General features: G+C 59.7%; 29 protein-coding genes. 20 read left to right on the top strand and 9 right to left on the bottom strand.

Annotated elements, in window-relative coordinates:
- The first annotated feature begins 80 nt into the window (after window positions 1-80).
- The gene (locus tag TRL7639_RS15685; protein ID WP_085796789.1) at window positions 81-2,321 is read left to right on the top strand and encodes a midas domain-containing protein; all 2,241 of its coding nucleotides are present in this window, start codon (window positions 81-83) and stop codon (window positions 2,319-2,321) included.
- Window positions 2,322-2,767: 446 nt separating this feature from the next.
- On the opposite strand, the gene TRL7639_RS15680 is transcribed toward TRL7639_RS15685, so the two are convergent.
- Both TRL7639_RS15680 and TRL7639_RS15675 read right to left on the bottom strand, forming a co-directional pair.
- Window positions 2,768-3,019: a DUF2842 domain-containing protein gene (locus TRL7639_RS15680; protein ID WP_085796788.1), complete on the bottom strand. Its 252-nt coding sequence runs from the start codon at window positions 3,017-3,019 to the stop codon at window positions 2,768-2,770.
- Window positions 3,019-4,314, bottom strand: a complete 1,296-nt coding sequence (locus TRL7639_RS15675; RefSeq protein WP_085796787.1) for an adenylosuccinate synthase — start codon at window positions 4,312-4,314, stop codon at window positions 3,019-3,021. The genes TRL7639_RS15680 and TRL7639_RS15675 overlap by 1 nt, the downstream gene beginning before the upstream one ends.
- A gap of 158 nt (window positions 4,315-4,472) precedes the next feature.
- Between TRL7639_RS15675 and TRL7639_RS15670 the strand changes: the two genes are divergently transcribed.
- From TRL7639_RS15670 to TRL7639_RS15660, 3 genes are read left to right on the top strand one after another with little or no spacing between them, the layout of a single operon-like run.
- Window positions 4,473-4,868, top strand: coding sequence for a DUF6524 family protein (locus TRL7639_RS15670; protein ID WP_085796786.1), 396 nt, complete (start codon window positions 4,473-4,475; stop codon window positions 4,866-4,868).
- On the top strand, window positions 4,861-5,082 hold the full coding sequence (locus tag TRL7639_RS15665; RefSeq protein ID WP_085796785.1) for a hypothetical protein: 222 nt from the start codon (window positions 4,861-4,863) through the stop codon (window positions 5,080-5,082). The genes TRL7639_RS15670 and TRL7639_RS15665 overlap by 8 nt, the downstream gene beginning before the upstream one ends.
- 9 nt (window positions 5,083-5,091) lie before the next feature.
- Window positions 5,092-5,619, top strand: a complete 528-nt coding sequence (locus TRL7639_RS15660; RefSeq protein WP_085796784.1) for a HutD/Ves family protein — start codon at window positions 5,092-5,094, stop codon at window positions 5,617-5,619.
- 69 nt (window positions 5,620-5,688) lie between these two features.
- Here TRL7639_RS15660 and TRL7639_RS15655 read toward each other — a convergent pair whose 3' ends face one another.
- From TRL7639_RS15655 to nthA, 3 genes are read right to left on the bottom strand one after another with little or no spacing between them, the layout of a single operon-like run.
- Window positions 5,689-6,021, bottom strand: a complete 333-nt coding sequence (locus TRL7639_RS15655) for a nitrile hydratase accessory protein (protein WP_085796783.1) — start codon at window positions 6,019-6,021, stop codon at window positions 5,689-5,691.
- The gene (nthB, locus tag TRL7639_RS15650) at window positions 6,018-6,695 is read right to left on the bottom strand and encodes a nitrile hydratase subunit beta (RefSeq protein WP_085796782.1); all 678 of its coding nucleotides are present in this window, start codon (window positions 6,693-6,695) and stop codon (window positions 6,018-6,020) included. The genes TRL7639_RS15655 and nthB overlap by 4 nt, the downstream gene beginning before the upstream one ends.
- Window positions 6,692-7,306 (bottom strand): nitrile hydratase subunit alpha, encoded by a 615-nt coding sequence (nthA, locus tag TRL7639_RS15645; RefSeq protein WP_085796932.1) that lies wholly within the window; start codon window positions 7,304-7,306, stop codon window positions 6,692-6,694. Before nthA ends, nthB begins: the two co-directional genes overlap by 4 nt.
- A gap of 151 nt (window positions 7,307-7,457) precedes the next feature.
- Here nthA and secG point away from each other — a divergent pair, with 151 nt between their 5' ends.
- From secG to TRL7639_RS15575, 14 genes are all read left to right on the top strand, one after another.
- Entirely contained in the window at window positions 7,458-7,820 is a 363-nt protein-coding gene (gene secG, locus TRL7639_RS15640; RefSeq protein ID WP_085796781.1) for a preprotein translocase subunit SecG, read from the top strand.
- Between the two features lie 172 nt (window positions 7,821-7,992).
- On the top strand, window positions 7,993-9,636 hold the full coding sequence (pyrG, locus tag TRL7639_RS15635; RefSeq protein WP_085796780.1) for a CTP synthase: 1,644 nt from the start codon (window positions 7,993-7,995) through the stop codon (window positions 9,634-9,636).
- Between the two features lie 129 nt (window positions 9,637-9,765).
- Complete coding sequence (locus tag TRL7639_RS15630) at window positions 9,766-10,059, top strand: DUF1330 domain-containing protein (protein WP_085796779.1); 294 nt, start codon at window positions 9,766-9,768, stop codon at window positions 10,057-10,059.
- Between the two features lie 42 nt (window positions 10,060-10,101).
- The gene (locus TRL7639_RS15625; RefSeq protein WP_085796778.1) at window positions 10,102-10,542 is read left to right on the top strand and encodes a tellurite resistance TerB family protein; all 441 of its coding nucleotides are present in this window, start codon (window positions 10,102-10,104) and stop codon (window positions 10,540-10,542) included.
- A 55-nt stretch (window positions 10,543-10,597) separates the two neighbouring features.
- Complete coding sequence (locus TRL7639_RS15620) at window positions 10,598-11,035, top strand: tellurite resistance TerB family protein (RefSeq protein ID WP_085796777.1); 438 nt, start codon at window positions 10,598-10,600, stop codon at window positions 11,033-11,035.
- Window positions 11,032-11,787, top strand: coding sequence for a phosphate/phosphite/phosphonate ABC transporter substrate-binding protein (locus tag TRL7639_RS15615; RefSeq protein ID WP_085796776.1), 756 nt, complete (start codon window positions 11,032-11,034; stop codon window positions 11,785-11,787). The genes TRL7639_RS15620 and TRL7639_RS15615 overlap by 4 nt, the downstream gene beginning before the upstream one ends.
- A 106-nt stretch (window positions 11,788-11,893) precedes the next feature.
- Complete coding sequence (locus TRL7639_RS15610; protein ID WP_085796775.1) at window positions 11,894-12,670, top strand: ABC transporter ATP-binding protein; 777 nt, start codon at window positions 11,894-11,896, stop codon at window positions 12,668-12,670.
- A gap of 34 nt (window positions 12,671-12,704) precedes the next feature.
- Entirely contained in the window at window positions 12,705-13,427 is a 723-nt protein-coding gene (locus tag TRL7639_RS15605; RefSeq protein ID WP_085796774.1) for a transporter substrate-binding domain-containing protein, read from the top strand.
- Between the two features lie 111 nt (window positions 13,428-13,538).
- A complete protein-coding gene (locus TRL7639_RS15600) occupies window positions 13,539-14,426 on the top strand; it encodes an ABC transporter permease (protein ID WP_085796773.1) in 888 nt (295 codons plus the stop codon).
- A gap of 91 nt (window positions 14,427-14,517) precedes the next feature.
- A complete protein-coding gene (locus TRL7639_RS15595; RefSeq protein WP_085796772.1) occupies window positions 14,518-15,324 on the top strand; it encodes an ABC transporter permease in 807 nt (268 codons plus the stop codon).
- Window positions 15,325-15,409: 85 nt separating this feature from the next.
- Window positions 15,410-16,630, top strand: a complete 1,221-nt coding sequence (locus TRL7639_RS23505; protein ID WP_085796771.1) for a flavin monoamine oxidase family protein — start codon at window positions 15,410-15,412, stop codon at window positions 16,628-16,630.
- 96 nt (window positions 16,631-16,726) lie between these two features.
- A complete protein-coding gene (locus TRL7639_RS15585) occupies window positions 16,727-18,046 on the top strand; it encodes a glutamine synthetase family protein (RefSeq protein WP_085796770.1) in 1,320 nt (439 codons plus the stop codon).
- A gap of 59 nt (window positions 18,047-18,105) precedes the next feature.
- Window positions 18,106-18,795 carry a type 1 glutamine amidotransferase gene (locus tag TRL7639_RS15580; RefSeq protein ID WP_085796769.1) on the top strand — a complete coding sequence of 230 codons (690 nt, stop codon included), beginning with the start codon at window positions 18,106-18,108 and terminating at the stop codon, window positions 18,793-18,795.
- Complete coding sequence (locus TRL7639_RS15575) at window positions 18,792-20,150, top strand: glutamine synthetase family protein (protein WP_085796768.1); 1,359 nt, start codon at window positions 18,792-18,794, stop codon at window positions 20,148-20,150. The genes TRL7639_RS15580 and TRL7639_RS15575 overlap by 4 nt, the downstream gene beginning before the upstream one ends.
- A 94-nt stretch (window positions 20,151-20,244) precedes the next feature.
- On the opposite strand, the gene TRL7639_RS15570 is transcribed toward TRL7639_RS15575, so the two are convergent.
- The gene (locus TRL7639_RS15570) at window positions 20,245-20,661 is read right to left on the bottom strand and encodes a VOC family protein (protein WP_085796767.1); all 417 of its coding nucleotides are present in this window, start codon (window positions 20,659-20,661) and stop codon (window positions 20,245-20,247) included.
- Window positions 20,662-20,852: 191 nt separating this feature from the next.
- On the opposite strand from TRL7639_RS15570, the gene TRL7639_RS15565 reads away from it, so the two are divergent.
- Window positions 20,853-22,043, top strand: a complete 1,191-nt coding sequence (locus TRL7639_RS15565) for a DegT/DnrJ/EryC1/StrS family aminotransferase (RefSeq protein WP_085796766.1) — start codon at window positions 20,853-20,855, stop codon at window positions 22,041-22,043.
- A 169-nt stretch (window positions 22,044-22,212) separates the two neighbouring features.
- Here TRL7639_RS15565 and phaR read toward each other — a convergent pair whose 3' ends face one another.
- From phaR to TRL7639_RS15550, 3 genes are all read right to left on the bottom strand, one after another.
- A complete protein-coding gene (gene phaR / locus TRL7639_RS15560) occupies window positions 22,213-22,770 on the bottom strand; it encodes a polyhydroxyalkanoate synthesis repressor PhaR (RefSeq protein ID WP_085796765.1) in 558 nt (185 codons plus the stop codon).
- A gap of 199 nt (window positions 22,771-22,969) precedes the next feature.
- On the bottom strand, window positions 22,970-23,413 hold the full coding sequence (locus TRL7639_RS15555) for a phasin family protein (protein WP_085796764.1): 444 nt from the start codon (window positions 23,411-23,413) through the stop codon (window positions 22,970-22,972).
- A 131-nt stretch (window positions 23,414-23,544) separates the two neighbouring features.
- A complete protein-coding gene (locus TRL7639_RS15550) occupies window positions 23,545-25,350 on the bottom strand; it encodes a PHA/PHB synthase family protein (protein WP_085796763.1) in 1,806 nt (601 codons plus the stop codon).
- 112 nt (window positions 25,351-25,462) lie between these two features.
- Here TRL7639_RS15550 and phaZ point away from each other — a divergent pair, with 112 nt between their 5' ends.
- Window positions 25,463-26,749, top strand: a complete 1,287-nt coding sequence (phaZ, locus tag TRL7639_RS15545; RefSeq protein ID WP_085796762.1) for a polyhydroxyalkanoate depolymerase — start codon at window positions 25,463-25,465, stop codon at window positions 26,747-26,749.
- The last annotated feature ends 1 nt before the right edge of the window (window position 26,750 follow it).

Here is a 26,750-nt window from a genome sequence, read left to right as displayed (position 1 = left end):
ATTTGCACAGATTCGGGCCGAAATTGACGCCTCGGGCATGGTAAACGGGTTGCCATAAGTATGTAGAGGACGAGCATCCCATGGTACAGAACAACAAGGTATTGACCGTCTCATACGGGACATTTTCCTGCACGTTGGAGGGGTTTGAAGACTCCTTCGACACCATGAAAGCCATTGCCGAGTACTTTAGGGATCTCGCAGCGGACGATCGCTATTTCGGCGCAGAACCCCCACAGCCCGACGCGGACATGCTGGCGCGGATCGCCCAGCGCGAGATTTCGCGCCAGGTCGAGGCCCGCACCGATTCAAAGGGAATTGTCCTGCGCGCCGCCGAAGCAGCCCCCGTCGTAGCACCCGCCGCTGCAGAAGTTGTCGATGCCGAACCTGCGCCTGTAATAGCTCCTGCGGTCGAGCCGATTGCCGAAGAAGCGCCCGAAACCGAAGCCCCCCAGGACGACATTGAAACCGTCGAAGAAACGTCCGCTGAAGCCGCCGTTGAAGAAGCGACGGATGATGAGGACGTAGGTCTCGAAGACAAGAGTGTCGTCGAAGAGGCCGAGGAAGCCCCGGCCAACGAAACCATTGCCGAGGAGATCTCGGACGCAGCTGAGATCACGGAATCTGACGAAGAAACCGCTGACGAAACCGCCGAGATCAATGCACCTAAGATCGTGGACGCCGAAGAAACCCTGGAGGATACTTCGGAAGAGACCGAAACCGAGGTTTCCGAAGCCGAAGTTTCCGAGGCTGTGGATGCCCTGAACGAAGCGACTGAGGAAGAGCCCGAAACGTCTCAGGACACCTCGGAAGAAGCAGTCGACGTCGCCGAAGTCAGCGCCGAAGACGCGGCCTTGGCTGCCATCGCTGCGCGCGTATCCGACCCCGAGGATCAAGCTCCGGTGATCGAAACCGAGCCGGTCGAACAGGACGACACCGTCCCGGCCGCCGATAGCATCGCCGCTAAGCTGCAGCGCATTCGGGCCGTTGTCTCGCGCAATGAGCAAGCCGCTCAGTCCGAGACCTATGCCGAGGACGAGCACGCCGAAGATGTGGTCACTGCTGCAGCGGCGGGATTGACCACAGCGCTGCAAGACGACGAAGACACAGTTGAGGATGAAGCGGAGGATGTTTCCGCCATTCTGGAAAAGCTGGATGCAGAAGATGACGCCGACGCAAAATCGGCTATGGAAGACGAAGCTCTGTTCTCGGACTTGGATGAAGAGGATGAGGATGAAACCGACGAGCTGGACAACATTCTTGGCTCGGACGAGACGGCGGAAAAACCCGCGCAGCCCACGGCGCGCGTTCTGAAGGTCAAGCGCCGGGATCTGGAAGCGGCCATTGCCGCTGGCGATCTGCAACCTGCGGACGACGAAAGCGCCACGGACGATCCCGCAGATGAAGAAACGCAAAGCGATGCGGCAAGCAACAGCTCTTTGTTGCCCGAAGACGAAGCTGACCTGATGCGCGAACTGGCCGCCGTTGAAGCGGAGTTGAATGCCACCCCCGAGGAAGGCGACGGGGAGAAGACACAGATTGAGCCTGACGCCACGGGCGCGGCCGATGACATCGATGCAGAGTTTGAAGATGTCTCCGAAGATCTGAACCCAGAGCCAGAAGTCGATGAACAAACAGAGGCGCCCAAAGTCGAAGCCGATGAAGACGACCTGTCTCGCCTGATGGCAACCGCTGATGAGAAGCTGGACGATCCCGACACTTCCTCCTCGCGCGAAGCCTATACCCATTTGCGCGCCGCCGTCGCGGCAGCCCAAGCCGAGCGTTCGGCAGGTGGCACCGTTGGCACCCACACCAGCGACGACGACTATCGTGAAGATCTGGCCAGTGTTGTACGCCCACGCCGTCCCACCGCCAAAGCGTCCAGCCCGCGTCCCCGCGCAGGTGGCGACCGCCCGGCCCCACTGAAACTGGTGGCCGAGCAGCGTATCGACGTGCCGACCGAGACACAGAACCGTGGCCCCGTTCGCCCGCGCCGCGTGGCTTCGGTGGTCACAGACGAGACCGCTGGAGAGACCGGCAAAGGGTTTGCCGAATATGCAGCGGAGAACGGCGCCGTGACCCTGCCCGATCTGCTGGAGGCGGCGGCAGCTTACATGTCGTTTGTCGAAGGTCGCGAGCAGTTTTCGCGCCCGCAATTGATGAACAAAGTGCGCCAGTTGGACAATCAAAGCTTCAACCGCGAAGACGGCCTGCGGTCATTTGGTCAGCTACTTCGCGACGGCAAGATCGAGAAGGCAGGCGGAGGACGCTTTGTTGCCTCGGGTGACATCGGGTTCCATCCAAACAAGCGCGCCGCTGGGTAATGCCCCGAGAATTTGCAAAGGGAGTCGCTCATCTGAGCGGCTCCCTTTGCATTTCCCCACCCACCATAGATGCCACGCCGGTCTTTCCTCCAAGCCGACCAAGCACATTGAGCACCATCCCCCGCAAAACCACAAAACGCGGAACCCATCGCATCCACACCCCTTCGGCCCGCAAGCCCTCCCGCCCGTCGTCGATGCCCCTTGCGGGACACCTCCTCCCGTTGGGCCGGGCCTCGCTGCGCTCGGCGGTTGCTTCTGGGCGCGACCGCGCCGAGCGACAAGCGAGGCGCCCGGCCCAAGGCCGTTGGCGGTGCTGACGTAGTCAGGATCGCCCGGGTGCGGGAGCGCCCCCTGTGCTTCGTGTTACAGCAGAGTGTAAGCGCGCGGCTTCAAACGAAAAAAGGCACCTGATCATCCGGTGCCTTTTTGGGATCAACGCGCCAAATTCACGTGTTGCGATCATCCGGTGCATCCGGATCAGCTTGTCCAACCCCGCGGAACACCGCCTTGAATGGCAAAACCCAGGCAATCCCCAAACCAATGTAGACCAGCAGTTCCAACCAGATCGGTGGGCGATTCAGCAAGCTCAGGATGAACACCACCATGATGATGTAGATCGGCATCCCCAGCAAAAGGATGACCAAAGCCCACCGGCGGCGGGCCTTGTAGCTTAGTCCGGGTTTATTTGGATCAGTCATCAGTCTGCAAAGGGGTCCGTGACAAGAATGGTGTCCTCACGTTCGGGCGAGGTAGAGAGTAGCGCAACAGGGCAGTCGATCAACTCTTCTACGCGGCGCACATATTTGATCGCGTTTGCCGGCAGCTCGGCCCAGCTGCGCGCGCCTTCGGTGGATTCGCTCCAGCCCGGCATTTCTTCGTAGATCGGTGTGCAGCGCGCCTGCTGATCCGCTGCGGTCGGCAGATAATCCAGACGCTCGCCGTCCAAATCGTAACCCACGCAGATTTTCAGTGTCTCGAACCCGTCGAGCACGTCCAGCTTGGTCAGCGCGATGCCACTGACGCCGCTGGTCGCGCAGGTCTGACGCAACAGGGCTGCATCAAACCAACCACAGCGACGCTTGCGGCCTGTGGTGGTTCCGAATTCATGCCCGCGCTCACCCAGGCGCTGACCGTCGTCATCGTGCAGCTCGGTCGGGAACGGTCCTTCACCTACACGGGTGGTATAGGCTTTGACGATGCCCAGAACAAAGTCGATCGAGTTCGGGCCGATGCCCACGCCGGTCGCCGATTGCCCTGCAATCACGTTGGACGAGGTCACAAACGGATAGGTGCCAAAGTCGATGTCCAAGAGTGCGCCTTGCGCCCCTTCAAACAGGATCCGCTTGCCCGCTTTGCGTTTCTCGTTCAACACCTTCCAGACCGGCGCCGCAAACGGCAGGATTTTTGGCGCGATTTCCTTGAGTTGCGCGATCAGCGCATCGCGATCCACGGCCTCGATGCCCAGACCTTTGCGCAGCGGATCATGGTGCTGCAGCGCACGGTCAACGCGCGCCTCAAGCGTCGCTTCATCCGCGAGGTCCGCCACGCGCACCGCACGACGGCCCACTTTGTCTTCGTAGCACGGGCCGATGCCGCGACCGGTGGTGCCGATCTTGGTGCCTTTGGAGGACGCTTCTTCCCGCGCACGGTCCAACTCGCCATGGATCGGCAGAATCAGCGGCGTGTTCTCGGCAATCATCAGCGTCTCGGGCGTGATCTCGACACCCTGCGCCTGCACGGTCTCGATCTCTTTGATCAGATGCCAGGGGTCCAGCACCACACCGTTGCCGATCACACTCAGCTTGCCGCCGCGCACAACGCCGGATGGCAATGCGTGCAGCTTGTAGACCTTGCTGTCGATCACAAGGGTATGGCCGGCGTTGTGACCGCCCTGGAATCGCGCGATCACATCAGCGCGTTCGCTGAGCCAATCCACGATCTTGCCCTTACCCTCGTCGCCCCACTGGGCGCCGACTACTACGACATTGGCCATATCCGGTCCTTTGCTGCGAAGTATCAAACCCGCGTTCATATACAGAGGCACATGCAACAGTGAAACCGCAAATTCGCCGCAGGGTCGTCGAAACACTGGACAGCTGCGTCCGTTTCAGCGATTCTGCGCGACAAAAAAGTATGTGGCGGTGATTTTTTATGGGCATGTTTCTGCGATGGCTGTTTGCGTTCGCGCTGCTGACGCTGACCTATAATCCGACGGACTGGAACTATGTCCGCTGGAGCATTGAGAATTATCAGGCGCATTTGTCCGTGGCGGTCCTGATGGGGCTGCTCTTGACCATCGGTTACATCATCTACATCCGCGCCACCCTGCGCTCGATCGGCGGCTTTGGCATGATCCTTGTCATGGCCGTTGTCGCCGCATTGTTGTGGGTGCTTTATGATTTTGGCCTGCTGCAGCTGGATAACAAGAATGTGCAGGTCTGGCTGGGCATCCTGGCCCTGTCCATCGTTCTGGGAATCGGTCTAAGCTGGAGCCACGTCCGGCGCCAACTGGCCGGGCAGAGCGATGTGGACGATGTGGATGAGTAAGCCTGAACAAAACTTCGAACAGTTCTACTACACCAAAGTCGGCCTTGGCGAAGGCTGCGGCTGTGCCGAAAAGATCATCGACGTGCACGAATTCAACCGGCTGGCCGGAAAACCCCGCTTGCGCGTGCCGCGCCTGGCCCTGCCCACCCGCGCAGGTTTGCGTCGGTTCCTGCAAAAAGCAGGGCTGACCTCGCGGCCCCGGTCCCGCGACTGACCCCGGCGGATGACACGCATCATCAAGGCGGCAGATCTCGTGCCGACGCCGTGGAAAAATGGTGGTGGCCTCACACGCGAGATTGCCAGCCACTCGAACATCGATGACATACACTGGCGTCTGAGCATCGCAGATGTGGATCGGGACGGTCCATTTTCGTGTTTTCCGGGCCTTTCCAGGATTCTGACAGTGATAGAGGGGAACGGGATGACCCTGCACACGGATGACGCAACGCTGAGCGCGCAGCCTCATCAACCGCTGGCCTTTGCCGGGGATCTACCAGTGACCGGGCGCCTGATCGACGGGCCAGTCCGAAACTTCAACCTCATCTTCGATCCGCAGCATGTGAGACCGTCCGTCAGGCTTCACCAAGGGCCGCAAACACTGAACCTTGCGCCAGCAGATCATGCTGTTCACTGCCTCAACGGGACGGTCGATTTGAACGGAACCACCCTTAATCCCGGGGACACCGCGTTGATAACGAGTGGCGACATTTACATGCCAGACAAAACCGAAATTATCTGCGTGACGCTCTGAGCACGCCCGCGTGGCCCCTGGCCACGCCGCGGTGTTCGCCCCTCGATGGGGCGGGCAGCGCGCGCCTGCCTAGCCGTCCAGCGACACCGGTGCCCCATGCGGCGTGGTCAGATAGGCCTCTTCCCAGGCGTCCTTGATCGGGGCCACCTCGCCCCTCGACGCCCCGCCGTCTTCGTCCAGAACCGCCTCCAGCGTTTCAAGCCAGGCGTGGAAGTAATCATCGCCCCCATCCAACTCGCGCGACAATCCATGCCGTTTCAAGGTGGCAGAAAACCGTTCCGCCCAGTCGGGCCAGGCAAACCGCCCGGTCTCGTTCAGATGCACCGTCAGCGCAAAAACCTGCGCATGCCAGGGCTCGGCAAAAACCGGCTCGGGCGCACTGAATTCGACACAATCGCTCATACCGGCTCCAGATAGCTTTGCCAAAGATCCAAGACGACCTCATCGTCGGGACTTTCCGCGTCGGCCCAAAGCTCGGTTGCCGGGAACACCACCGCATAGAGCGGCTCAGGGGCCTCTCCCAGTCCGTGCGCGTTGCTGTCGGGCAGAACATGGGCGCCATGCATCAGCAGCACACGCCCAACAGCTCCCTGAGCATAAGCAGGCAAGCGCGTGTGTCCGCCGTCCACCAGCCGATTGGCGGCAGGACGCGCCGTACGCACCGCCTGCCCGACGACAAAGGCCGGAGCCACATTCGACGGACGATCCGCCGGGCCGCCCTTGGCCAGGACACCCGGCACCGCCTCGGCCGTCATCGCCTTATGCGCCAGGGGGTGTGGGGTATCCTCGCCCTCTCCCTTCAGGTCCTCCAGCGTCAGCACGCCGGTTTCCACAAGCAGATCCGCAAGCCCCGAGATCCATTTCTCGTAGTAACTGAACCGCGTGTAATCCTTGGGTGACAACCGCTCGCGCGCATGGCGCGAGACGTCGATGTTCCATTTTCCCAAAGCGCCCGAGGCCAGCGTCACGGCCAGCGCCCGTGCATGCCAGTCCTTCTCAAACACTGGCGCGTCTTCGCCCTCGGGCGCGACGGGTCCGTCGCCAAATCGCCCGCCCATATCATGCACGCGGGTCATGACGGCACCTCCGCCAGGCCGGTGCCGATCATGCTGTCACGGGTCACCAGTTCGGCCAGTTCGTCCTTGGTCATTCCTTGCGTGCCTTCGGGGCGCATCGGCAGCACCAGATAGCGCACCTCGGCCGTCGAATCCCAAACCCGCACGGATGTGCCTTCGGGCAGGGTCACGCCGAAATCCGCCAGCACCTTGCGCGGCTCGCGCACAGCGCGGGCGCGGTAGGCGTCGGATTTGTACCAGCCCGGCGGGATGCCAAGCAACGGCCACGGGTAGCAGCTGCACAAGGTACACACGACCATATTGTGCTGCTCAGGGGTATTTTCGACCACCACCATATGTTCGCCCTGGCGCCCGTAATAGCCCAGGTCGGCCACCACCGGTGTGGCATCTGCCAGCAACGCGGCCTTGAACTCCGGGTCCGCCCAGGCTCGCGCAACAACGCGCGCACCGTTCTTGGGACCAATGCGGTTCTCATAGGTGTCGATCAACTCATCCAGCGCGGCAGGGTCAATCAGCCCCTTGCGGGTGAGAATCGTTTCCAGCGCCTTGACCCGCAAGGCGGGCTCGGGCGGCAACAGGGCGTGCGGGTGGTCGTGGTCATCATGTGGCATGGGGCGCATGATTGAACCACCATCGCCCCAAGTCCAGTGTCAAATCCGTGATGCGGCTCATCACGCCACGTGATCGCAAACTCCTCCCTTGCCCCTGACCGCAAACTTGCCTACATACCGCGCGGTACATACCACGCTCTGCAGGGTCTCCATGGAAAACGTCGTCCTCATCATTCACCTTCTCCTGGCTCTTGGCCTGATCGCCGTCGTTCTGATGCAGCGGTCCGAGGGTGGAGGCCTGGGCATGGGCGGCGGTGGCGGCGGTGCCGTTTCGGGTCGCGCAGCGGCCACGGCACTTGGCAAGTTGACCTGGATTCTGGCGGCGGCCTTTATCGTGACTTCGATCACGCTGACCATTCTGGCCGCGCAAAAGTCCGCAGGCTCGTCGGTCATCGACCGTCTGGGCGTTCCGGCACCTGCATCCGAGCAGAGCACACCTGACGTTCCGGCAGGGTCCGACCTGTTGCCGCCCACACAAGGCGACAACGCACCGCTGGTTCCCAAAGCCGACTGAACCACTACACCTTGAATTCTGGATGAGAACCGCAACAGCATCTTGCGGTTCTCTTGCGTTAGGCGCGCGAATCCTTTATACGTGAAGTCCCGTGATGCAGTGGTTTTTGAGCACGTGTTCGAGGCCACCGGGCAGCTGAATTTTGACCACTCACGGGGGCAGCCGAACACTCATGGCGCGTTTTATCTTCATCACTGGCGGTGTTGTATCTTCGCTTGGCAAGGGTCTGGCGTCCGCCGCCCTGGGATCGCTGCTGCAAGCACGTGGCTATTCGGTCCGCCTGCGCAAGCTGGACCCCTATCTGAACGTCGACCCCGGCACCATGTCGCCATTTGAGCACGGCGAGGTTTTCGTGACCGATGACGGCGCGGAAACCGACCTGGACCTGGGCCACTACGAGCGTTTCACTGGTGTGCCTGCCCGCAAAACCGACTCGGTGTCGTCGGGCCGGATCTATTCAAACGTGCTGGAAAAGGAACGCCGCGGCGACTACCTGGGCAAGACCATTCAAGTGGTTCCCCATGTCACCAACGAGATCAAGGACTTCATCTCGATCGGAGAGGATGAGGTCGATTTCATGCTGTGCGAGATCGGCGGCACCGTTGGCGACATCGAAGGCCTGCCGTTTTTCGAAGCCATCCGTCAGTTCAGCCACGACAAACCCCGCGGTCAGTGCATTTTCATGCACCTGACGCTGCTGCCCTATCTGGCGGCCTCGGGTGAGTTGAAAACGAAACCGACCCAACACTCGGTCAAGGAGCTGCAATCCATCGGCATAGCGCCCGACATCCTGGTCTGCCGCTCGGAACAGCCGATCCCGGACAAGGAACGCGAGAAAATCGCTTTGTTCTGTAACGTCCGGAAAGAGGCCGTAGTCGCGGCTTATGACCTGAGCTCGATCTATGAGGCACCGCTGGCTTATCACGAGCAGGGTCTGGATCAGGCCGTGCTCGATGCCTTCAACATCTCGCCCGCGCCCAAGCCCGATCTGGCGACCTGGAACGACGTCAAGGACCGCATCCACAACACCGATGGTGAAGTGAACGTGGCCATCGTCGGCAAGTACACCCAGCTCGAAGATGCCTATAAGTCGATCAAAGAGGCGCTGACCCATGGCGGGATGGCGAACCGGGTCAAGGTGAACGTGTCCTGGGTTGATGCCGAGGTATTCGACCGCAGCGACGCAGCCCCGCATCTGGAAGGCTTCCATGCCATTCTGGTGCCTGGTGGTTTTGGCGAGCGCGGCACCGAAGGCAAGATCAAGGCGGCCGAGTTCGCCCGTACCCGCAAGATCCCTTATCTGGGCATTTGTCTGGGCATGCAGATGGCGGTGATCGAAGCGGCTCGTAATGTGGCGGGCATCAAGACCGCTGGGTCCGAGGAATTCGACCACGAGGCGGGCGAGAAACGGTTCGAGCCGGTGGTCTATCACCTGAAAGAATGGGTTCAGGGCAACCACACGGTGCAGCGCAAAGCCGATGACGACAAGGGCGGCACCATGCGCTTGGGGGCCTATGACGCGGCACTGGCCGATGGGTCGAATGTGGCGGAAGTTTACGGATCGACCCAGATCGAAGAGCGTCACCGCCACCGCTATGAGGTCGACATCAAGTACCGCGAAAAGCTGGAAGCCGCCGGGTTGAAATTCTCGGGCATGTCACCAGACGGCCGTCTGCCCGAGATCGTGGAATGGGCTGACCATCCGTGGTTCATCGGCGTACAGTTCCACCCCGAGCTGAAATCCAAGCCCTTTGCGCCGCACCCCCTGTTTGCTGATTTTGTGCGCGCAGCCAAGGACACCTCGCGGTTGGTGTAACGTTGGATGGGGGCTCTGCCCCCGTCGCTGCGCGCCTCCCCCGGGATATTTCTGGCAAGAGGAAGATGCTCGGTTGCGTTATTCATAGCCCCGCCGCACTCTACGTCAAACTGAAGGGGAGAGAGGCAGATGGCCAAAGGGTACTGGGTGGCGCATGTCGACGTGGACGACATGGAGACTTATAAGAACTATGTCGCGGCAAACGCCGCGCCGTTTGCGGAATATGGTGCCAAGTTTCTGGTGCGTGGCGGAGAGCAGCAAGTCCGCGAAGGTCACGCGCGGGCCCGTACCGTGGTGCTGGAATTCGAAAGCTATGAAAAGGCGATCGAGTGTTATGAGAGTATCGGCTATCAGGCAGCCAAGGACATTCGCGATCCGGTTTCAACCGGGGATCTGGTTATCGTCGAAGGCTATACCGGGTAGTTCGCCCTTGGCGAAACGCAAAATATGGGGTAATTTCAGATCATGCTGAAGAAGTTTTTCCAGGCGTTTCGCCCATCTGACCCTGCCCCGCTGCCCGACCCGGATGCCGAGTTGGCCCTTGGGGCACTGCTTGTGCGCGTGGCGCAGTCCGACCGCGATTATCAGCTCGAAGAAATCAGCCTGATCGACCGCATTCTGGCCCGGCTTTATCAACACAACGCGATTGAGGCCGCCAAAGTGCGTGCGACTTGCGAAAAGCTGCATGCGGCAGCGCCCGAGACCGACACCTTTGGCCGCCTGATCCGCGAGACGACCGGTCTTGAGGAGCGTCTGGCCGCACTGGACGCCCTGTGGGAGGTCGTTCTGGCCGATGGCGAACAGCAGGAAGGCGAGCTTAAGATTGTAGAAGAGGCGCGAATCGCCATGGGGTTGAGCTTCAAGGACAGCGAAGCAGCCCGCCGCCGCGCGATGGAAAAAGTCTGACCGCAGCGCACGGCGCCTCTTGGCGCACTGCAGATGCACGCCTATACCTTTCTACATGTTTCGTGATTTCCTGACGCGGCTGACGCAGCCGGACCCCGCCCAACTGCCCGACGAAGACGCCCGCCTTGCGCTGACCGCGCTTTTGGTGCGCATCGCCAAATCGGACAATGATTACGCCCCCGAAGAGATGGCCCGCATCGACCGCATCACCGCGGCGCGCTATGGCCTGTCCCCGTTCGAAGCGGCGGGTCTGCGCTCGCAGGCCGAAGGGCTGGAGGCCGAAGCCCCCGACACCGTGCGCTTTACCCGCGCGATCAAGGATGCGGTGGCCTATGAAGACCGCCGCGCCGTGGTCGAGGCGCTGTGGTCGGTGGTTCTGGCCGATGGCGAACGGGCCGAGGAAGAAGACGCGCTGCTGCGGCTGGTGGCCAACTTGCTGGGTGTGAATGACCGCGATTCGGCGCTTGCCCGGCAAAAGGCGGCCCGTTCATGACCGCGATGCTCGGCATGTATGACATGCCCGCCCTGCAAGACGCCAATGACGCCTTCTGGGCTGCGATCCGCACGCATTTGGGGGACGGCCCCGAGATGTTGGATCGAGAGCGGGATTTCTGGGACATCTGGCACGACCCAAGCATGGTGTTTTCGCAGACCTGCGGCATGCCGTATCGCACCAAGCTGCATGGCACGGTTACCTTGATCGGTACGCCCGACTATGGCCTGCCCGATTGCCCGCCCGGCTATTATTATTCAACCTTTGTGGCCCGCTCGGATGATCCCCGACCGCTGGACGAATTGGTGACCGGCACATTCGCCTATAACGAGCCGCTGTCGCAATCGGGATGGGCTGCGCCAACGACACATCTGCACTCACTGGGATTGAAAGTAGACACTTTGCTGCAATCCGGCGGCCATGCCCTGTCGGCGAAGGCGGTGGCCGAGGGACGCGCAGACCTTGCCGCTCTGGATGCGCTGACTTGGGTTCTGCTGACCGAACATGAACCGAATCTGGCAAGCAAGCTGCGCGTTGTGACCCGCACGGAGCCCACGCCAACCTTGCCCTTTGTGACTGCGCAGTCACACGACCCTGCACCGATTGCGGCCGCCGTTCGGGCTGCGATTGCTGCGATGGACGAAGACACCCGGCAATTGCTGCACATCCGGGGGCTGATCGACATACCCGCAGAGGTATATTTGGCTGTCCCAACACCGCCTTCGCCCGCCGAAAAAGACAGTTCCGTATAGTCAATTCGGCGCTTTCCGGGGCGAAACATTCGTTTTGCAAGTTGCATTGCGACAAAAATTCAGCCCTATTAGCCCACCAAAACCGGTACAAACCTTCGGATTCCACGTGTCAGACACACCTCCTGTCATCCAGATCAAGAACCTGCACAAAAGCTTTGGCCAGCTCGAGGTGCTCAAAGGCGTTGATATCACGGCCCACCGGGGCGACGTGGTGTCGCTGATCGGATCATCGGGATCGGGAAAATCCACATTGCTGCGGTGCTGCAACCTGCTGGAAGACAGCCAACAGGGCGAGATCCTGTTCAAGGGCGAGCCCGTCGCATGGAAGGGTGAACACCACGGGCGTCGCCCAGCCGACCCCAAACAGGTGCTGCGCATCCGCACGAACCTGTCGATGGTGTTCCAGCAGTTCAACCTGTGGGCCCATATGACCATCCTGCAAAACGTGATGGAGGCGCCTGTCACTGTCCTGGGCCGCGACAAGGCCGAGGTCGAGGAAAGCGCACGCAAATACCTGCACCAGGTGGGCATTGGCGACAAATGCGACGTTTATCCTGCGCAGCTGTCAGGTGGCCAACAACAGCGTGCCGCCATTGCGCGGGGCCTGTGCATGGAGCCCGAGGCGCTGCTCTTTGACGAGCCCACATCGGCGCTTGACCCCGAGCTGGAACAGGAAGTGATCAAGGTGATCAAGGACCTGGCGGCCGAGGGGCGCACGATGATCATCGTGACCCATGACATGAAAATGGCCGCTGATATTTCCAGCCACGTGGTGTTCCTGCACCAGGGGCTGATCGAAGAAGAGGGCTCGCCCGACGCCTTGTTTGGCGCGCCCAAATCCGAACGCCTGCAGGGCTTTTTGTCTGCCACGCAGGCTGCTTAACTAGAAACGAAACCAAAAATAGGGGAGTGAAAACATGAAAAAACTGATCCTGACAACAGCTGCACTGGCACTGAGCGCCGGTTTGGCAATGGCCGAAACCGTCCGCATGGGCACCGAGGGCGCCTACCCTCCGTACAACTTCATCAATGACGCCGGCGAGATCGACGGTTTCGAGCGTGAGCTGGGCGATGAGATGTGCAAACGCGCCGGTCTGACCTGCGAATGGGTCAAGAACGACTGGGATTCGATCATTCCGAACCTGGTCTCGGGCAACTACGACACCATCATCGCCGGCATGTCGATCACTGCCGAGCGTGATGAGGTCATCGACTTCACCCAGAACTATCAGCCCCCCGCGGCGTCGGCCTATGTTGCCGCTGCCGAAGGTGCTGACGTGACCGGTGGCGTTGTCGCCGCTCAGACCGCGACCATCCAGGCAGGTCACGTGGCCGAATCCGGCGCAACCCTGGTCGAGTTTGCAACTCCGGAAGAAACCATCGCAGCCGTCCGCAACGGCGAAGCGGATGCCGTTCTGGCCGACCGTGACTATCTGGCGCCGCTGGTCGAGGAATCGAACGGCGAGCTGGTCTTCGTCGGCGACCCGGTTCCGCTGGGTGGTGGCGTTGGCATGGGCCTGCGTGAATCCGACGGCGAACTGCGTGGCAAGTTCGATGCGGCCATCACCTCGATGAAAGAGGACGGCTCGCTGAACGAATTGCTGATCAAGTGGTTCGGCGAAGACACCCGCACTTACTGATCTCTGATCCTTGCGGTCCCGTGCGTCACACGCGCGGGACCGTTTCTTTTGCCGGTTTTTTGTGGCTGATCACCCCCGATCGCCAAACCTGCCCCGCCCAAGGCTGACTTGATGTTTTCCTACTGCGCCGATCCCGACACGCTTGGCACCTTTCGTTGGTTCTCGTGCTATCTGACCAACGGCGTGCACATGTCGTTCTACCTGTCCTTCATCAAGGTTCTGGCCTTGCTGGCCATCACCGCACCCGTGGCGCTGGCCTTTGGCTTTGCGGGGGCCATGTCGGCCCGGTCGCATATTCCGCCCGTCAGCTGGCTGGGCAAAGGGTACATCGCCATCGTGCGTGGCGTGCCGGACATCGCGTTTTTCCTGTTCTTTGTCATCGCATTGGATCAGGCATTCGAATGGACGCGGCACCAGATCCTCTGCCCCGATTGGACCGATCCGATCCGGCAGGGCAATGACTTCCTGGTCTGCGCGCAGGCCAAACTGCCCTTAGGCACGTCACCCGAATGGGTGCATGAAACATACGGCTTCTTCCTCGCCGTCATCACTTTTGCCATCGTTTTTGGCGCCTTTGCCGCAAACGTTCTCTTTGGCGGCATGCGTGCCGTGCCCCATGCCCAGCTGGAAACGGCTGAAGCCTATGGCATGAGCCGCCGCCAGACCTTCTGGCGCATCCTCGTGCCGCAGATGTGGGTCTATGCCCTGCCCGGCCTGTCGAACCTCTGGATGGTGCTGATCAAGGCCACGCCGCTGCTGTTCCTGCTGGGTGTCGAAGACATCGTCTATTGGGCGCGCGAACTGGGTGGCACCAAGACATCCAAGTTCACCGCCTATCCGCATGGCGACTGGCGCATGTGGTACTTCCTGTTCCTGTTGGTATTCTACCTGGCCTTCACCCGTGTGTCCGAGATCGCGCTGGAGCGTCTGATGCAAAAGCTCAGCCACGGACAGGCCACCACCGGTGGCGAAGCACAGCGCAAGGAGGCAACAGTATGATCCCTCTTCGCAAGAATTGCCAATGGGCGCCGCACGCGACTGCGTTGCAGTCGCTTTCGCGCGCGCGGTCTCTTTTGCAAGGAGACCGGGCATGAGCTGTTTTCAGACCATCCAGGACTATGGCCTGCGGTCCCTTGGCTATGGCGAGCGCCTGCTGCCCAAGACCGACTTTACCCTGTGCGAACAGTTCACCCTGATCGGCTCGGGCATGATCTGGAACGTTTATTTCGGCGCCATGGCACTGGTGACCGGGTTTTTCTTTGCCACTGCCCTGGCGCTTGGCAAGGCATCGAGCAACATCTGGCTGCGCAAACCTTCGGAATGGTTCATCTTCATCTTCCGGGGCTCGCCGCTCTTCATCCAGTTCTTCTTTGCCTACTTCTTCTTCCTGTCGTTGAAGAAGGCCTATCCAATGTTCGACGCCTTCACCTCGGCCTGGCTGGGGGCGCTGATTGTGCTGTTCTTCAACACTGCCGCCTATTCGGGTGAGATCTTCTACGGCGCGCTGCGCTCGATCCCCAAGGGCGACGTCGAGGCGGCGGATGCCTATGGCATGTCGGGCTGGTCGCGGTTTCGCCGCATCATCTGGCCCACCATGCTGCGGCTGGCCTGGCCCGCCTATACGAACGAGGCGATCTTTCTGTTCCACGCCACGACGCTCGTGTTCTTTTCAGCCTTCCCGGCCTGGAGGCAAAAAGGCGATGCGCTCTATTACGCCAGTTATTTCGCGGACAAGACATTCAATCCGTTTGTGCCGTACCCGATCCTGGCGTTCTATTTCATCCTGCTGACGCTTGTGATCGTGGGTGTTTTCGGGCTGATCAACACGCGTTTGAACCGCCACTTGCCCAAGGCTCGCAAGGCCAAGATGCGGTTTCGGCCAAACCTGGTGCGCTAGAACAGCCATCCACAGATGGCCCGCATGGCTTCCCGGCCTCACCCCATCATGCTACGCCCATGAAGGGACCAATGGAGGTTAGGAAATGAAGCGTCGTGCCTTTCTCGCGCAACTTTGTGCAACAGCCACGGCAGGGTTCACTCCATTGCCTGCAATGGCGACCCAGGGCCGCTCAGCCAATGGCTATATCCGCACCAACTGGAGCCGTGATCCCTATAGCCTGGGTTCATATTCGTTCTTCGCCAAAGGATCGCGCCGCCGGCACTCTGGTGATTTGGCTGAACCTGTGGGCGAGAGGATCTTCTTTGCCGGTGAGGCCGCGCATCCCGAATACAACGGCACCGTTCATGCGGCTTTGGAATCGGGGCAGTTCGCAGGCAAGGCCGCCGCCCGTATCGGGCACAAACGCATTGCCATCATCGGCGCAGGCATAAGCGGCCTGGCTGCCGCGCGGTATCTGTCGGAGGCGGGCGCAGATGTTGTCGTGCTTGAGGCCCGCAATCGCACGGGCGGGCGAATTTGGACAGACAGGCGGTTGGGTCTGCCGCTTGACCTTGGGGCCAGTTGGCTGCACGGCACAGATGGCAACCCTTTGACCCGCTTGACCAGATCCCAAGGCATGCCTCATCGCACCACCGACGAAAGCTACGTCCTGCGCGGCCAAGGCGGGCGCTTGATGCGCGACGCCGACGCCCCCGATTGGCTTGACGAAGTGACCGAGGTTCAGCACGACGCCGGGGCCAGTTTGAACCAAATGAACTTGCTGGCATATGCAACAGACAATGACTACGACGGGGAAGAGTGGATATTCCCCAAAGGGTATGATGCAATTTTGCGCGCCTTTGATCGTGGCCTGGACATTCGCCTGAACACGGACATCCGCAAGATCGAGACGACGCCGACCAAAGTACGATTGCGCGACGCGCAAGGTCAGGAAACCGGGGTCGATGCCGTCATCGTCACCGTGCCCTTGGGCGTTCTGAAAACCGATCACATCCGCTTTGTCCCTGCCTTGCCCAAACAGAAACGGGCAGCGATTGAGAGGCTCGGCATGGGACTGCTGGATAAGGTCTATCTGCGCTATGACACGGTGTTCTGGGATGCCGATGCCACATGGATCCTCACACCCGAAAACGGCTTGCCACCGGGGCAATTCAATCAGTGGCTCAACCTTGCCCCCTATATTGATGAACCCGTTCTGGTCGCCTTCAACGGGGCGGGACCCGCGCGTGATCTGGCCAGAACATCCGACAAGAAAATTTTGCGGTTGGCACAACAGACCCTGAACCGCGCCTATCCTGTTTAACACGGCGCAGTTTGCTGCCCTTCGAAATTTGATCAAATCTAGTGACAAGACCCCTCCAGCTCGGTTATCTGTCGACAAACTATAACGGAGCGTCCCATGGACCTTGCACAGTTCGACACCTTTCGCGTCGCCGCCGTTGACCTGAATGGGCAGTTGCGCGGCAAACGGGTTCCCGCGGCCTATGCCGGAAAGCTGGACAAGGGCGCCGTCCGCATTCCGTTTTCGGCACTGAATGTGGATCTATGGGGCGCGGATATCGAAAACAGCCCGCTGGTGTTCGAAAGCGGTGATGCCGATGGTGTCTTGCGCCCGACCGAGCGGGGGGCGGTGCCGATGCCTTGGCTGACACGGCCTTCGGCGCTGGTACCCATGGCGCTGTATCACGATGACGGCACGCGTTTTGATGGCGATCCCCGCCACGCGCTGGCCGATGTGCTGGACCGCTACGCCGCGCGCGGCTGGACCGTCATCGCGGCGACCGAATTGGAGTTCACACTGCTCGACGACAGTGGCGAGGCCCCACAACCACCGCGCAACCCCATTTCAGGCCGCGCGCTTGAAGATGAGGCCGTGCTGTCCATGACGGAACTCGACGCCTTTGACGGCTTCTTTTCGGACCTTTACGAGAGCTGCGCCCAGATGGACATCCCCGCACAGGCCGCAATTTCAGAGGCGGGCATCGGGCAGTTCGAAGTCAACTTGAACCACCAGGATGCAATGCGATGTGCCGATGATACGCTGCTGTTCAAGGTTCTGGTGCGCGGTTTGGCCCGCAAACACGGGTTTGCAGCAACCTTCATGGCCAAACCCTATGCTGATGATGCCGGCAACGGGATGCATGTGCATTTTTCCATTGTTGACGAAAATGGCACCAATGTCCTGGACAACGGCGGCCCCGAAGGCACCGATCTGCTGCGACATGCGGTGGCTGGATGTCTGACCGCGATGCCCGATTGCACGCTGATCTTTGCTCCTCACGGGAACTCATACACCCGGCTGGTGCCCGGAGCCCACGCCCCCACCGGCGCGTGCTGGGCCTATGAGAACCGAACCGCCGCACTGCGCATTCCAGGCGGTGCCGCAGCCGCGCGCCGGATCGAGCACCGCGTTGCGGGAGGTGATACCAACCCGTACCTCATGCTGGCTGCCATCTTGGGTGCTGCCATGGTCGGGATCGAAGACGCGATGGAGCCGCCGACCCCGATCACTGGAAACGCCTATGCGCTGGATGGTGTTCCACAGCTTGCCCCGACCCTGCCATCAGCCGTCGAACAGTTCGAAAACAGCGCCATTGTCGCGCGTATCTTGTCGCCCGGGTTGATCCGCAACATGGCCATGACCAAGCGACAGGAAATCGCGCTCTTTGCACAGCGCCCGACGGAACGTCACTGGCTAAGCTATCTGGAAACCGTCTGACACCCTTGCGAGCGCTCCCTTGCTCGGGTATCGTAAAATTTGATCAAATTTGGTGACCCATGAAAATCGGTATTCTGATAACCGGCCACGCCCCGGACGCCCTGATCGGCGAGACGGGCAACTATGACAAGATCTTTGCACGCCTGTTGGACGGACACGGGCATGACTTTGACTATGCCGCCTATGCTGTAGTGGACAATGAATTCCCGGACGGCGCTGACGCCTGCGACGGTTGGCTGCTGACCGGATCAAAGCATGGCGCCTATGAGGACCACGACTGGATCCCCCCGCTAGAGCAACTGATCCGCGATATCCACACGCGGGGCATTCCCATGATTGGGGTCTGTTTTGGCCACCAGATCATCGCCCAGGCCCTGGGGGGAAAAGTCGAGAAATTCAGCTGCGGTTGGGTCGTTGGTCCAACCGAATACGACTATGGCGACCGGCAAGTCGTGATCAACGCCTGGCATCAGGATCAGGTTACCGAACTGCCCGAAGGTGCGCAGGTTCTGGGCAGCAATGCGATGTGCAAACACGCGATGCTGGCCTATGGCGATCGGATCTGGACGGTTCAAGCCCACCCCGAATTCAGCAACGACTTTGTCGACGGGCTGATCAAGGCACGCGGGCGCGGGCTGGTCCCCGATCCCCTTTTGGACGCGGCCGTGACGCGTCTGGAAAACCCCATCGACAGCCCTCAGATCGGGCAAGAGATGGCCCATTTCTTTGCTAAAGCAGGTGCAGCATGACCGATTGGAAAGACAATCTTCCGCAAGCAGCGCAAACCTATTTGGACGGGAGGCGCTTGGATGAAGTTGAATGCGTGATCTCGGACCTTCCCGGCATCGCCCGCGGCAAGGCGGTGCCAGCCAGCAAGTTCGCCAAACAGGACTACTTTCACCTGCCCGACAGCATCTTCTATCAGACCATCACCGGCGACTGGGGTGAGGCCGCGGGCGAGGACGGTTTCATCGAAAAGGACATGATCCTGAAACCGGACATGGACACAGCCTCGGCCGCGCCCTGGACAGGCGACTGGACGCTGCAGGTGATCCACGACGCCTATGACCGCGACGGCGACCCGATCCCCTATTCGCCGCGCAATGTGCTCAAACGCGTGGTTCAGCTCTATCGGGACCAAGGCTGGGAGCCGATTGTGGCCCCCGAGATGGAATTCTTTCTGGTTGCCCGCAACGTCGACCCCGCCAAGGCAATCGAACCGATGATGGGCCGTTCAGGTCGGCCAGCAGCGGCACGTCAGGCCTATTCGATGACCGCCGTGGACGAGTTTGGTCCGGTGATCGACGACATCTATGACTTTGCCGAACACCAAGGATTTGAAATCGACGGCATCACCCAAGAGGGTGGCGCCGGTCAGTTGGAAATCAACCTGCTGCACGGCGATCCAGTCAAGCTGGCGGATGAGGTGTTCTATTTCAAACGCCTGATCCGCGAGGCCGCGCTGCGCCACGATTGTTTCGCCACTTTCATGGCCAAACCGATCGAGGATGAGCCTGGCAGTGCGATGCACATCCACCACTCGATCATCGACATCGAAACGGGTCAAAACATCTTCTCGGGCCCTCAGGGCGGCGAGACGGACGCGTTTTATCACTTCATCGCGGGGCTGCAGAACCACCTGCCCTCGGGCCTTGCGGTCATGGCGCCTTATGTGAACTCATACCGCCGCTATGTGAAAGACCACGCCGCACCCATCAATCTGGAATGGGCGCGCGACAACCGGACAACCGGCATTCGCGTCCCCCTGTCAGGACCCGAGGCGCGCCGGGTGGAAAACCGGATCGCGGGTATGGACTGCAACCCCTATCTGGGCATCGCCGTGTCCCTGGCCTGTGGCTATCTGGGTCTGACAGAACAGATGCGTCCGCGCCGTCAGTTCTATGGCGATGCCTATGAGGGCGAAGGCGACATCCCACAGGTTCTGGGCCAAGCGCTGGATATGTTTGACGGTGCCAAGGCCCTGCACAAAGTGCTGGGACCCGAGTTTGCGCGCGTCTATTCCATCGTCAAACGCGCTGAATACGAAGAGTTTCTGCAAGTGATCTCGCCCTGGGAGCGGGAGCATTTGCTGCTGAACGTCTGATCCCTGTAGTTTTGACTGGAGGTATCGAACTGACCCGCCCCGGATCTCTCCGGCGGCGGGTTCTTTTTGGGCACCGACCGCCGATGCGCCTGCATTACCCATCCCGCCCGAGATCATCCGGGTCGCTCGAAAACAAGGCGATCTTGTTGCCTTGGGGATCTCTCAGGTAGCTCACATAAAAATTCGCCCCGTATGAAGCCCGAAACCCCGGCGCGCCCTCGTCCGTGCCCCCTGCGGCCAGGGCCGCAGCATGCAATTCGCGCACTTGCTGCTGATTGCGCGCCTCAAAGGCCACCATCGTGCCATTCCCGGCCGACGCGCCCTGCCCGTCAAACGGCGATTTGACGTAAAAGTCGGGCGAAGTCGGCGCCTTTCCCGGTTCAACCGGCAAGGCATAGCTCAGATCCCCATGATACCATTCCAACTCAAACCCCAATGCGGGCAGGAACGCCGAATAGAACCTCTCTGCGCGGGTGATGTCGTCAACGCCGACTGTCACATAGGCAATCATTCCTCACGTCCTTTCAAAACCTCAAACGGCAGGGTCAGGATACACAACTGGCCTGGGAACGGACACATGCCGTACAACCCGGAAATCGCGTCATCTCACCAAGAAACTTGCATCGTGTCACAGAACTTTGGCTTGGCAGGTCACAGGGTTTGTTTTAGGTTTCCCAAAGGGACCCTGTAGGATTTTGAAATATGACACTGCCCCCGAATGTGCATGCGGCCGAACCCATTCCCGCCGCGGCCCGTGACGCCATCGACGCCTTGCTGAGCTCTGGTGACCTGTTTCGCTATACCGCGCCACAGGACGCGCCGGTTGCCTTGCTAGAGCAAGAGTTTGCGGATCTGCTGGGGGCGAAATACGCCCTGGCAGTGTCGTCCTGCTCGGCTGCTCTCTTTCTATCGCTCAAGGCGCTTGGCCTGCCGCGTGATGCCCGCGTCCTGATCCCCGGCTTCACTTTTGCCGCTGTGCCATCTTCGGTCGTGCATGCCGACTGCGTGCCGGTCCTGTGCGAGGTGAACGACAGTTACCGCGTCGATCTGAGCGATTTCGCAGCCAAGCTGCCCGATGTGCAAGCCGTGATCATCAGCCACATGCGCGGCCACACCTCGGACATGGATGCCATCATGGCCCAGTGTGATGCGCGCGGCATTCCCGTGATCGAAGATGCAGCCCATTCGCTTGGCACCACTTGGAACGGGCGGAACATCGGCACCATCGGCAAGATCGGCTGTTTCAGTTTTCAGTCCTACAAGATGATCAACGCAGGAGAAGGCGGCATCCTGATCACGGATGACGCCGATCTGGTGGCGCGCGCGATCATCATGTCTGGAGCTTATGAGCACAACTGGAAGAAACATCCGGTGCTACAGGACAGCTTTGCCAAATGGCAGAACCAGCTGCCGCTGTATAACCTGCGGATGAGCAACCTCAGTGCCGCCGTGATCCGACCGCAGCTGCCCGAGTTGGCGCGCCGTGTAACCGACGGCCTGGCCAACCACGACTATGTAGCCGCACGGCTCGGCACCTCGCCCTATATCACCGTGCCCGCCCCGCTTGCCCCTGAACGTCGCGCCCCGGATTCGATCCAGTTCAACTTGCAGGGACTGGACGAGGCCGAAACACGCCAGTTTGCCCAAGCGGCAGAGGCCCGAGGCGTCAAGGTACAGGTCTTTGGGCTCAGCGATGACAACGCGCGGGCCTTCTGGAACTGGCAGTTCATCCCCAATCTGCCCGAGTTACCGCAGACCCGCGCGATGCTGATGCGCGCCTGCGACGTGCGCTTGCCAGTCGCCTTGTCCCGAGACGAGCTGGATGCGATTGCCGATATCCTGCTGGCCGCGATAGCCGAAACAGCAGGTCCGGTACGCTGTTACGGCACCTGAGGGCGCGCTCCGTCTGCACCAAACGCCACCCGCGCCGCGCGCCGCGCGGCGCCCGGCCCAACGGGAGGCGGCGTTCCGTCAGGAACACCAACGACGGGCGGGAGCCCCTCGGAACACCAAAAAACCGCGCTCGTCTCCGTGCGCGGCTTTGAACTTGAAGGCCGGTAAATCAGCTCAGCTTTGACAGCTTGTTCTGCAAATCCGCCAGTTGCTTCTTGATCTCGTCCAGATCCTCGCCGCCCTCGTCGGACTTGGCGCTTTCAGACTGATCCGGGGCCGACCAATTGGTGGACAGACCACCAGTCATCGCCTTCAGAAACGCCTCTTGCTGGGCTTGCATGGCCTCGAACCCGGGAATCTGGGCCATCGGGTTCATGGCGTTCATGTTCTCCATCATCTTGGACTGGCTTTCGCGCAGCATCTCGAATGACGATTGCAGGAACTGGGGCATCATTCCCCCGCCGGGCACCATATAGCTGCGCACCAGATCGTTCAGCACATTCACCGGCAGCACGTTCTCGCCCCGGCTTTCATGTTCGGCAATGATTTGCAGCAGATATTGTCGTGTCAGGTCATCGCCGGTTTTCAGGTCAACGATCTGAACCTCGCGCCCGTCTCGGATAAAGCCCGCGATATCTTCGAGCGTCACGTAATCGCTGGTTTCTGTATTATAGAGCCGTCGGCTGGCATAGCGCTTGATCAGCAGTGGTTTTTCTTGTTCTGCCACCGAGTTTCCTCCCCAGGAATGATGCATTGCAGCAAGAGCCTATGCGAGCGCAGAACAAAAGAAAAGAGGTCAGCTATTGACTTGCGCGTCAGCAGATCCGGCCCCGGACCAAAAAGAAAGGGCAGGTCGTTTGACCTGCCCTGCACGGGATGCACCAAAAAAGTGGGAGGAGAGGGTTCGGTGCGACCCGCTCTGTCGCTTACTTGGCAGCTGCTTTTTTGGCTGCGGCGGTCACGTCGTTGGTGGCCTTTTTCACAGCAGCAGTTGCGTCTTCGGTGATGTCTTTGCCGGCAGCCATGAACAACTCAACGGTGTCCATCTGAACTTTCTTCGCGATCTCGGCAAAGGCAGCCATGTTTTCAGCAGCAACTTCGGCCGACGCGGATGCGAAGTCGGTTGCAGCTTTGGCATAGTCGGCCGGGTCGGTTTTGGCTTTCGAAACTTCGTTCAGCTTGGCCAGGGTGTCCTTGGTCCATTTGTTCGAGATCTCGGCCGATTTCTCAGCAGCTTCCAGAGCAACGCCCGACAGTTTTTCGTTCAGGGTCGCGGTCGACTTGAACGCGTCTTCCATTGCGGTGGTGTCGACGGGGAATGCGCCCATGACGTCTTTCATGATCGCGGTAAAGTCTTGGGTCTTTGCCATTGTCTTAATCCTCTTTGCTGTCCGGGCCCACCCCGGTGTTCATCAGCTTGAGAGGAATATGCTTTCTGCATCGCAGCATTTCAAGAATTTTATTGCTGCGATGCAGAAAAAACTTCGCTTATCTCATAAAATCAACCACTTGCCTTGACGGCAACATAGGTTCCCGGCGCCGGTGACAGGGGCGGATGCTTCGAATCGCCGGGTTCACGCGCTGGAACCTGCTTGCCAGACCGCTTCTTCAGCCAGGCTTCCCACATCGGCCACCACGAGCCTTCGTGGTAATCCGCCTCGTTCATCCAGGTATCGGCATCCCCCTTCAGGTCGGGGTTCAGGTAGTGGCCGTATTTCTTTTTACTCGGCGGGTTCACGATGCCGGCGATATGACCTGACTCGGAAACCACGAAGGTTTTCGAGCGCGAGCTCGTTTGCTGTACGCCGCGATAGCAATCCTTCCAGGCAGCTATGTGGTCGGTCTGACAGGTGATCGCCATCATCGGCACGTCCACATCACTGATATGCAGCTTGTGCCCCATCAGTTCGAACCCTTCGGTCACGAATTCGTTGCGCTGACACAGACCGCGTAAATATTGCATCGCCATCTTCGCAGGCAGGTTTGCCCCGTCACCGTTCCAATAGAGCAGATCAAACGCGGGCGGTGTCTCGCCCAGCATGTAGCTGCGAATGGCCGGCGTATAGATCAGGTCGTTGGACCGCAGGAACGACATAGTACGTCCGATCACCCAGGACCGCAGGATGCCATCCTTGCTCACCTGCTCCTCGATCCCGTCTATGAAATCGTTCTGCAAAAAGGGCGTGAACTCCCCCTGCTCCGAAAAATCCGTCAATGTGGTGAAAAACGTTGCTGACTTTATCGACTTGTCACCGCGCTGTTTGAGCAGGGATAGCGTCAGGTTCAGCGTGGTGCCCGCGATGCAATATCCCACGGCGTTGACCTGTTTGACCTTGCAGATCTCTTTTGCTGTGTCGATTGCGGCCAAGAACCCTTCTTGGATGTAGTCCTCCATGCCGACATCCGACAATTCGACCTGCGGGTTCACCCAACTGACAACAAAGAGCGTATAGCCCTGATCGGTCACCCATTTGATCAGACTGTTCTGAGCTTTCAGGTCGAGAATGTAGAATTTGTTGATCCAGGGCGGGAACAGAACGATTGGTGTCTCATGCACGGTTTCCGTGGCCGGGCTGTACTGGATCAATTCGATCATCCGATTGCGGTACACGACTTCGCCCGGTGTGGTGGCAATGTTGCCGCCCAACTCAAAGGCGCTTTCGTCAGCCAAGCGCACAACCAGTTCGCCATCGTTGGCCTCAAGATCGGCAACCAGGTTCTCCAGCCCTTTGATCAGGGATTGCCCTTCGGTCTCAACCGCTCGCTCCAAGGCATCGGGGTTGGTCGCCAGGAAATTGGTGGGCGCCATCATATCAATGATCTGTTGCGAAAAATAAGCCAGTCGACGCCGATCTTTGGGCTCGAGATCGTCCTGAACGTTTGCCACGGCCTGCGAGATGGCTTCGGCGTTGGTTTGGTACTGTTGTTTAATCAAATGAAAGTAAGGGTTGGTGTCCCACATGGGGTTGGCAAACCGACGATCTTTGGGGGCCTCTTCGTGGGCTTCGATATTGCCTTGGGCCATGGCTTTCTGCGCCTCGGCAAAGTTCAGCACAGATTTTCCCCAGAACTCGATCTGCTGCTCCCACAGCTTGGCAGGGTTGTGAATTGCGTCGTTCCAATAGGCCGTTGCTGCTTTTGCAAAAAGTTCTTGATTCGGACCATCCAAAGCCGGGTTGTGCGGCGTTTTCTGCGCCATGATCTCGACAAGGCGTTTCGACAGAGCTTCGACTTTGGTCATATTTTCCTTAAGCCGATCAATATGTTCGCCGGTCAATTCCGGTGCGGTGTCTTGGCTAGTTGTCATTTTAAGGAAACCCTCTTAATCTCGCTGCTATGCAGAATAACGTCGTGGGTTTGCGGGGACAAAGCGACGAATGGTCCGAACTGTTCGGTGCTATCAATTAGGAGACCCATTTATGCGCTATATGTTGACCTACGACTTCATGGAGACCATGCGCAACACCAACCAATGGCTTGGCGCATCGGCGAACTCATTAGCATCGTACCCGGTCTTTTCCATGATGCCAAACCCTGCGTTGAACTGGATGGCAGCCTGGGGCGAAGTGACGGAACGTACGTATCAGCGCATGGTCGTCAAACCCGATTGGGGTATCCGCACCTTCACCTGCGAAGACGGAAAAGACCACCTGGTCGACATCGCATCGGTGGTGGAACGCCCCTTTGGCGATCTGGTGCATTTCAAGGTGAACGGACGCGAAGAACAGCCCCGCAAGGTCTTGCTGGTGGCGCCGATGTCCGGGCACTATGCCACCCTGCTGCGGTCCACGGTCAAAAGCCTGATCGTCAATTGCGAGGTATATGTCACCGATTGGCATAATGCGCGCGACATCCCGGTGTCGGCCGGCAAATTCGATGTCGAGGACTATACCCAGTATCTGGTTGATTTCATGCGCGAAATGGGTCCCGATACCCATGTGATCGCCGTATGCCAGCCAGCGCCGCTGACACTGGCGGCGACCGCCTATCTTGCTGAACAGGATCCGGATGCACAGCCCCTGTCGCTGACCCTGATCGGCGGCCCTGTTGACCCGGACGCAACCCCCACGGAAGTGACCGATTTTGGCCGTCGCGTGACCATGGGCCAGCTCGAAGAGACGATGATCCAGCGTGTTGGCTTTAAGTACAAAGGCGTGGGCCGCATGGTCTATCCGGGCCTGTTGCAGCTGACATCCTTCATGTCGATGAATGCCGAACGTCACTCCAAAGCGTTCTCGGACCAGATCCAGCGCGTCATGCGCGGGGAAGCGTCGGATCACGATGCTCACAACCGCTTCTATGATGAATACCTGGCCGTCATGGATATGCCTGCCGAATTCTACCTGTCGACCGTCGAGCGCGTGTTCAAGAACCGCGAGATTGCCAAGAACGAGTTTGTGGTGAATGGCCACAAGGTCGATATGGGCAAGATCACCAATGTTGCGGTGAAGACCGTCGAAGGCGCAAATGATGACATTTCTGCCCCCGGTCAGTGCATTGCAGCATTGGACTTGTGCACTGGGCTGCCGGACAGCAAAAAAGCAAGCCACGTTGAGCCGGGTGCCGGTCACTATGGTATTTTTGCGGGCCGCAGCTGGCGAGACAACATCCGTCCGCTGGTCATCGATTTCATGAACGCCAACGCCAAGCGCACACCGACGCGCAAGGCGGCTCCGAAAGCGGCCAACAAGAACACGGCTGCCTGAT

It is taken from the genome of Falsiruegeria litorea R37, assembly GCF_900172225.1.
Classification (GTDB): Bacteria; Pseudomonadota; Alphaproteobacteria; order Rhodobacterales; family Rhodobacteraceae; genus Falsiruegeria; species Falsiruegeria litorea.
This window is presented reverse-complemented; position numbering and strand designations above follow the sequence as displayed.

Coding starts and splice junctions, on each gene's coding strand:
- TRL7639_RS15685 (WP_085796789.1), top strand. CDS start 81: ATGGTACAGAACAACAAGGTATTGACCGTCTCATACGGGACATTTTCC.
- TRL7639_RS15680 (WP_085796788.1), bottom strand. CDS start 3,019: ATGACTGATCCAAATAAACCCGGACTAAGCTACAAGGCCCGCCGCCGG.
- TRL7639_RS15675 (WP_085796787.1), bottom strand. CDS start 4,314: ATGGCCAATGTCGTAGTAGTCGGCGCCCAGTGGGGCGACGAGGGTAAG.
- TRL7639_RS15670 (WP_085796786.1), top strand. CDS start 4,473: ATGGGCATGTTTCTGCGATGGCTGTTTGCGTTCGCGCTGCTGACGCTG.
- TRL7639_RS15665 (WP_085796785.1), top strand. CDS start 4,861: ATGAGTAAGCCTGAACAAAACTTCGAACAGTTCTACTACACCAAAGTC.
- TRL7639_RS15660 (WP_085796784.1), top strand. CDS start 5,092: ATGACACGCATCATCAAGGCGGCAGATCTCGTGCCGACGCCGTGGAAA.
- TRL7639_RS15655 (WP_085796783.1), bottom strand. CDS start 6,021: ATGAGCGATTGTGTCGAATTCAGTGCGCCCGAGCCGGTTTTTGCCGAG.
- nthB (WP_085796782.1), bottom strand. CDS start 6,695: ATGACCCGCGTGCATGATATGGGCGGGCGATTTGGCGACGGACCCGTC.
- nthA (WP_085796932.1), bottom strand. CDS start 7,306: ATGCCACATGATGACCACGACCACCCGCACGCCCTGTTGCCGCCCGAG.
- secG (WP_085796781.1), top strand. CDS start 7,458: ATGGAAAACGTCGTCCTCATCATTCACCTTCTCCTGGCTCTTGGCCTG.
- pyrG (WP_085796780.1), top strand. CDS start 7,993: ATGGCGCGTTTTATCTTCATCACTGGCGGTGTTGTATCTTCGCTTGGC.
- TRL7639_RS15630 (WP_085796779.1), top strand. CDS start 9,766: ATGGCCAAAGGGTACTGGGTGGCGCATGTCGACGTGGACGACATGGAG.
- TRL7639_RS15625 (WP_085796778.1), top strand. CDS start 10,102: ATGCTGAAGAAGTTTTTCCAGGCGTTTCGCCCATCTGACCCTGCCCCG.
- TRL7639_RS15620 (WP_085796777.1), top strand. CDS start 10,598: ATGTTTCGTGATTTCCTGACGCGGCTGACGCAGCCGGACCCCGCCCAA.
- TRL7639_RS15615 (WP_085796776.1), top strand. CDS start 11,032: ATGACCGCGATGCTCGGCATGTATGACATGCCCGCCCTGCAAGACGCC.
- TRL7639_RS15605 (WP_085796774.1), top strand. CDS start 12,705: ATGAAAAAACTGATCCTGACAACAGCTGCACTGGCACTGAGCGCCGGT.
- TRL7639_RS15600 (WP_085796773.1), top strand. CDS start 13,539: ATGTTTTCCTACTGCGCCGATCCCGACACGCTTGGCACCTTTCGTTGG.
- TRL7639_RS15595 (WP_085796772.1), top strand. CDS start 14,518: ATGAGCTGTTTTCAGACCATCCAGGACTATGGCCTGCGGTCCCTTGGC.
- TRL7639_RS23505 (WP_085796771.1), top strand. CDS start 15,410: ATGAAGCGTCGTGCCTTTCTCGCGCAACTTTGTGCAACAGCCACGGCA.
- TRL7639_RS15585 (WP_085796770.1), top strand. CDS start 16,727: ATGGACCTTGCACAGTTCGACACCTTTCGCGTCGCCGCCGTTGACCTG.
- TRL7639_RS15580 (WP_085796769.1), top strand. CDS start 18,106: ATGAAAATCGGTATTCTGATAACCGGCCACGCCCCGGACGCCCTGATC.
- TRL7639_RS15575 (WP_085796768.1), top strand. CDS start 18,792: ATGACCGATTGGAAAGACAATCTTCCGCAAGCAGCGCAAACCTATTTG.
- TRL7639_RS15570 (WP_085796767.1), bottom strand. CDS start 20,661: ATGATTGCCTATGTGACAGTCGGCGTTGACGACATCACCCGCGCAGAG.
- TRL7639_RS15565 (WP_085796766.1), top strand. CDS start 20,853: ATGACACTGCCCCCGAATGTGCATGCGGCCGAACCCATTCCCGCCGCG.
- TRL7639_RS15555 (WP_085796764.1), bottom strand. CDS start 23,413: ATGGCAAAGACCCAAGACTTTACCGCGATCATGAAAGACGTCATGGGC.
- TRL7639_RS15550 (WP_085796763.1), bottom strand. CDS start 25,350: ATGACAACTAGCCAAGACACCGCACCGGAATTGACCGGCGAACATATT.
- phaZ (WP_085796762.1), top strand. CDS start 25,463: ATGCGCTATATGTTGACCTACGACTTCATGGAGACCATGCGCAACACC.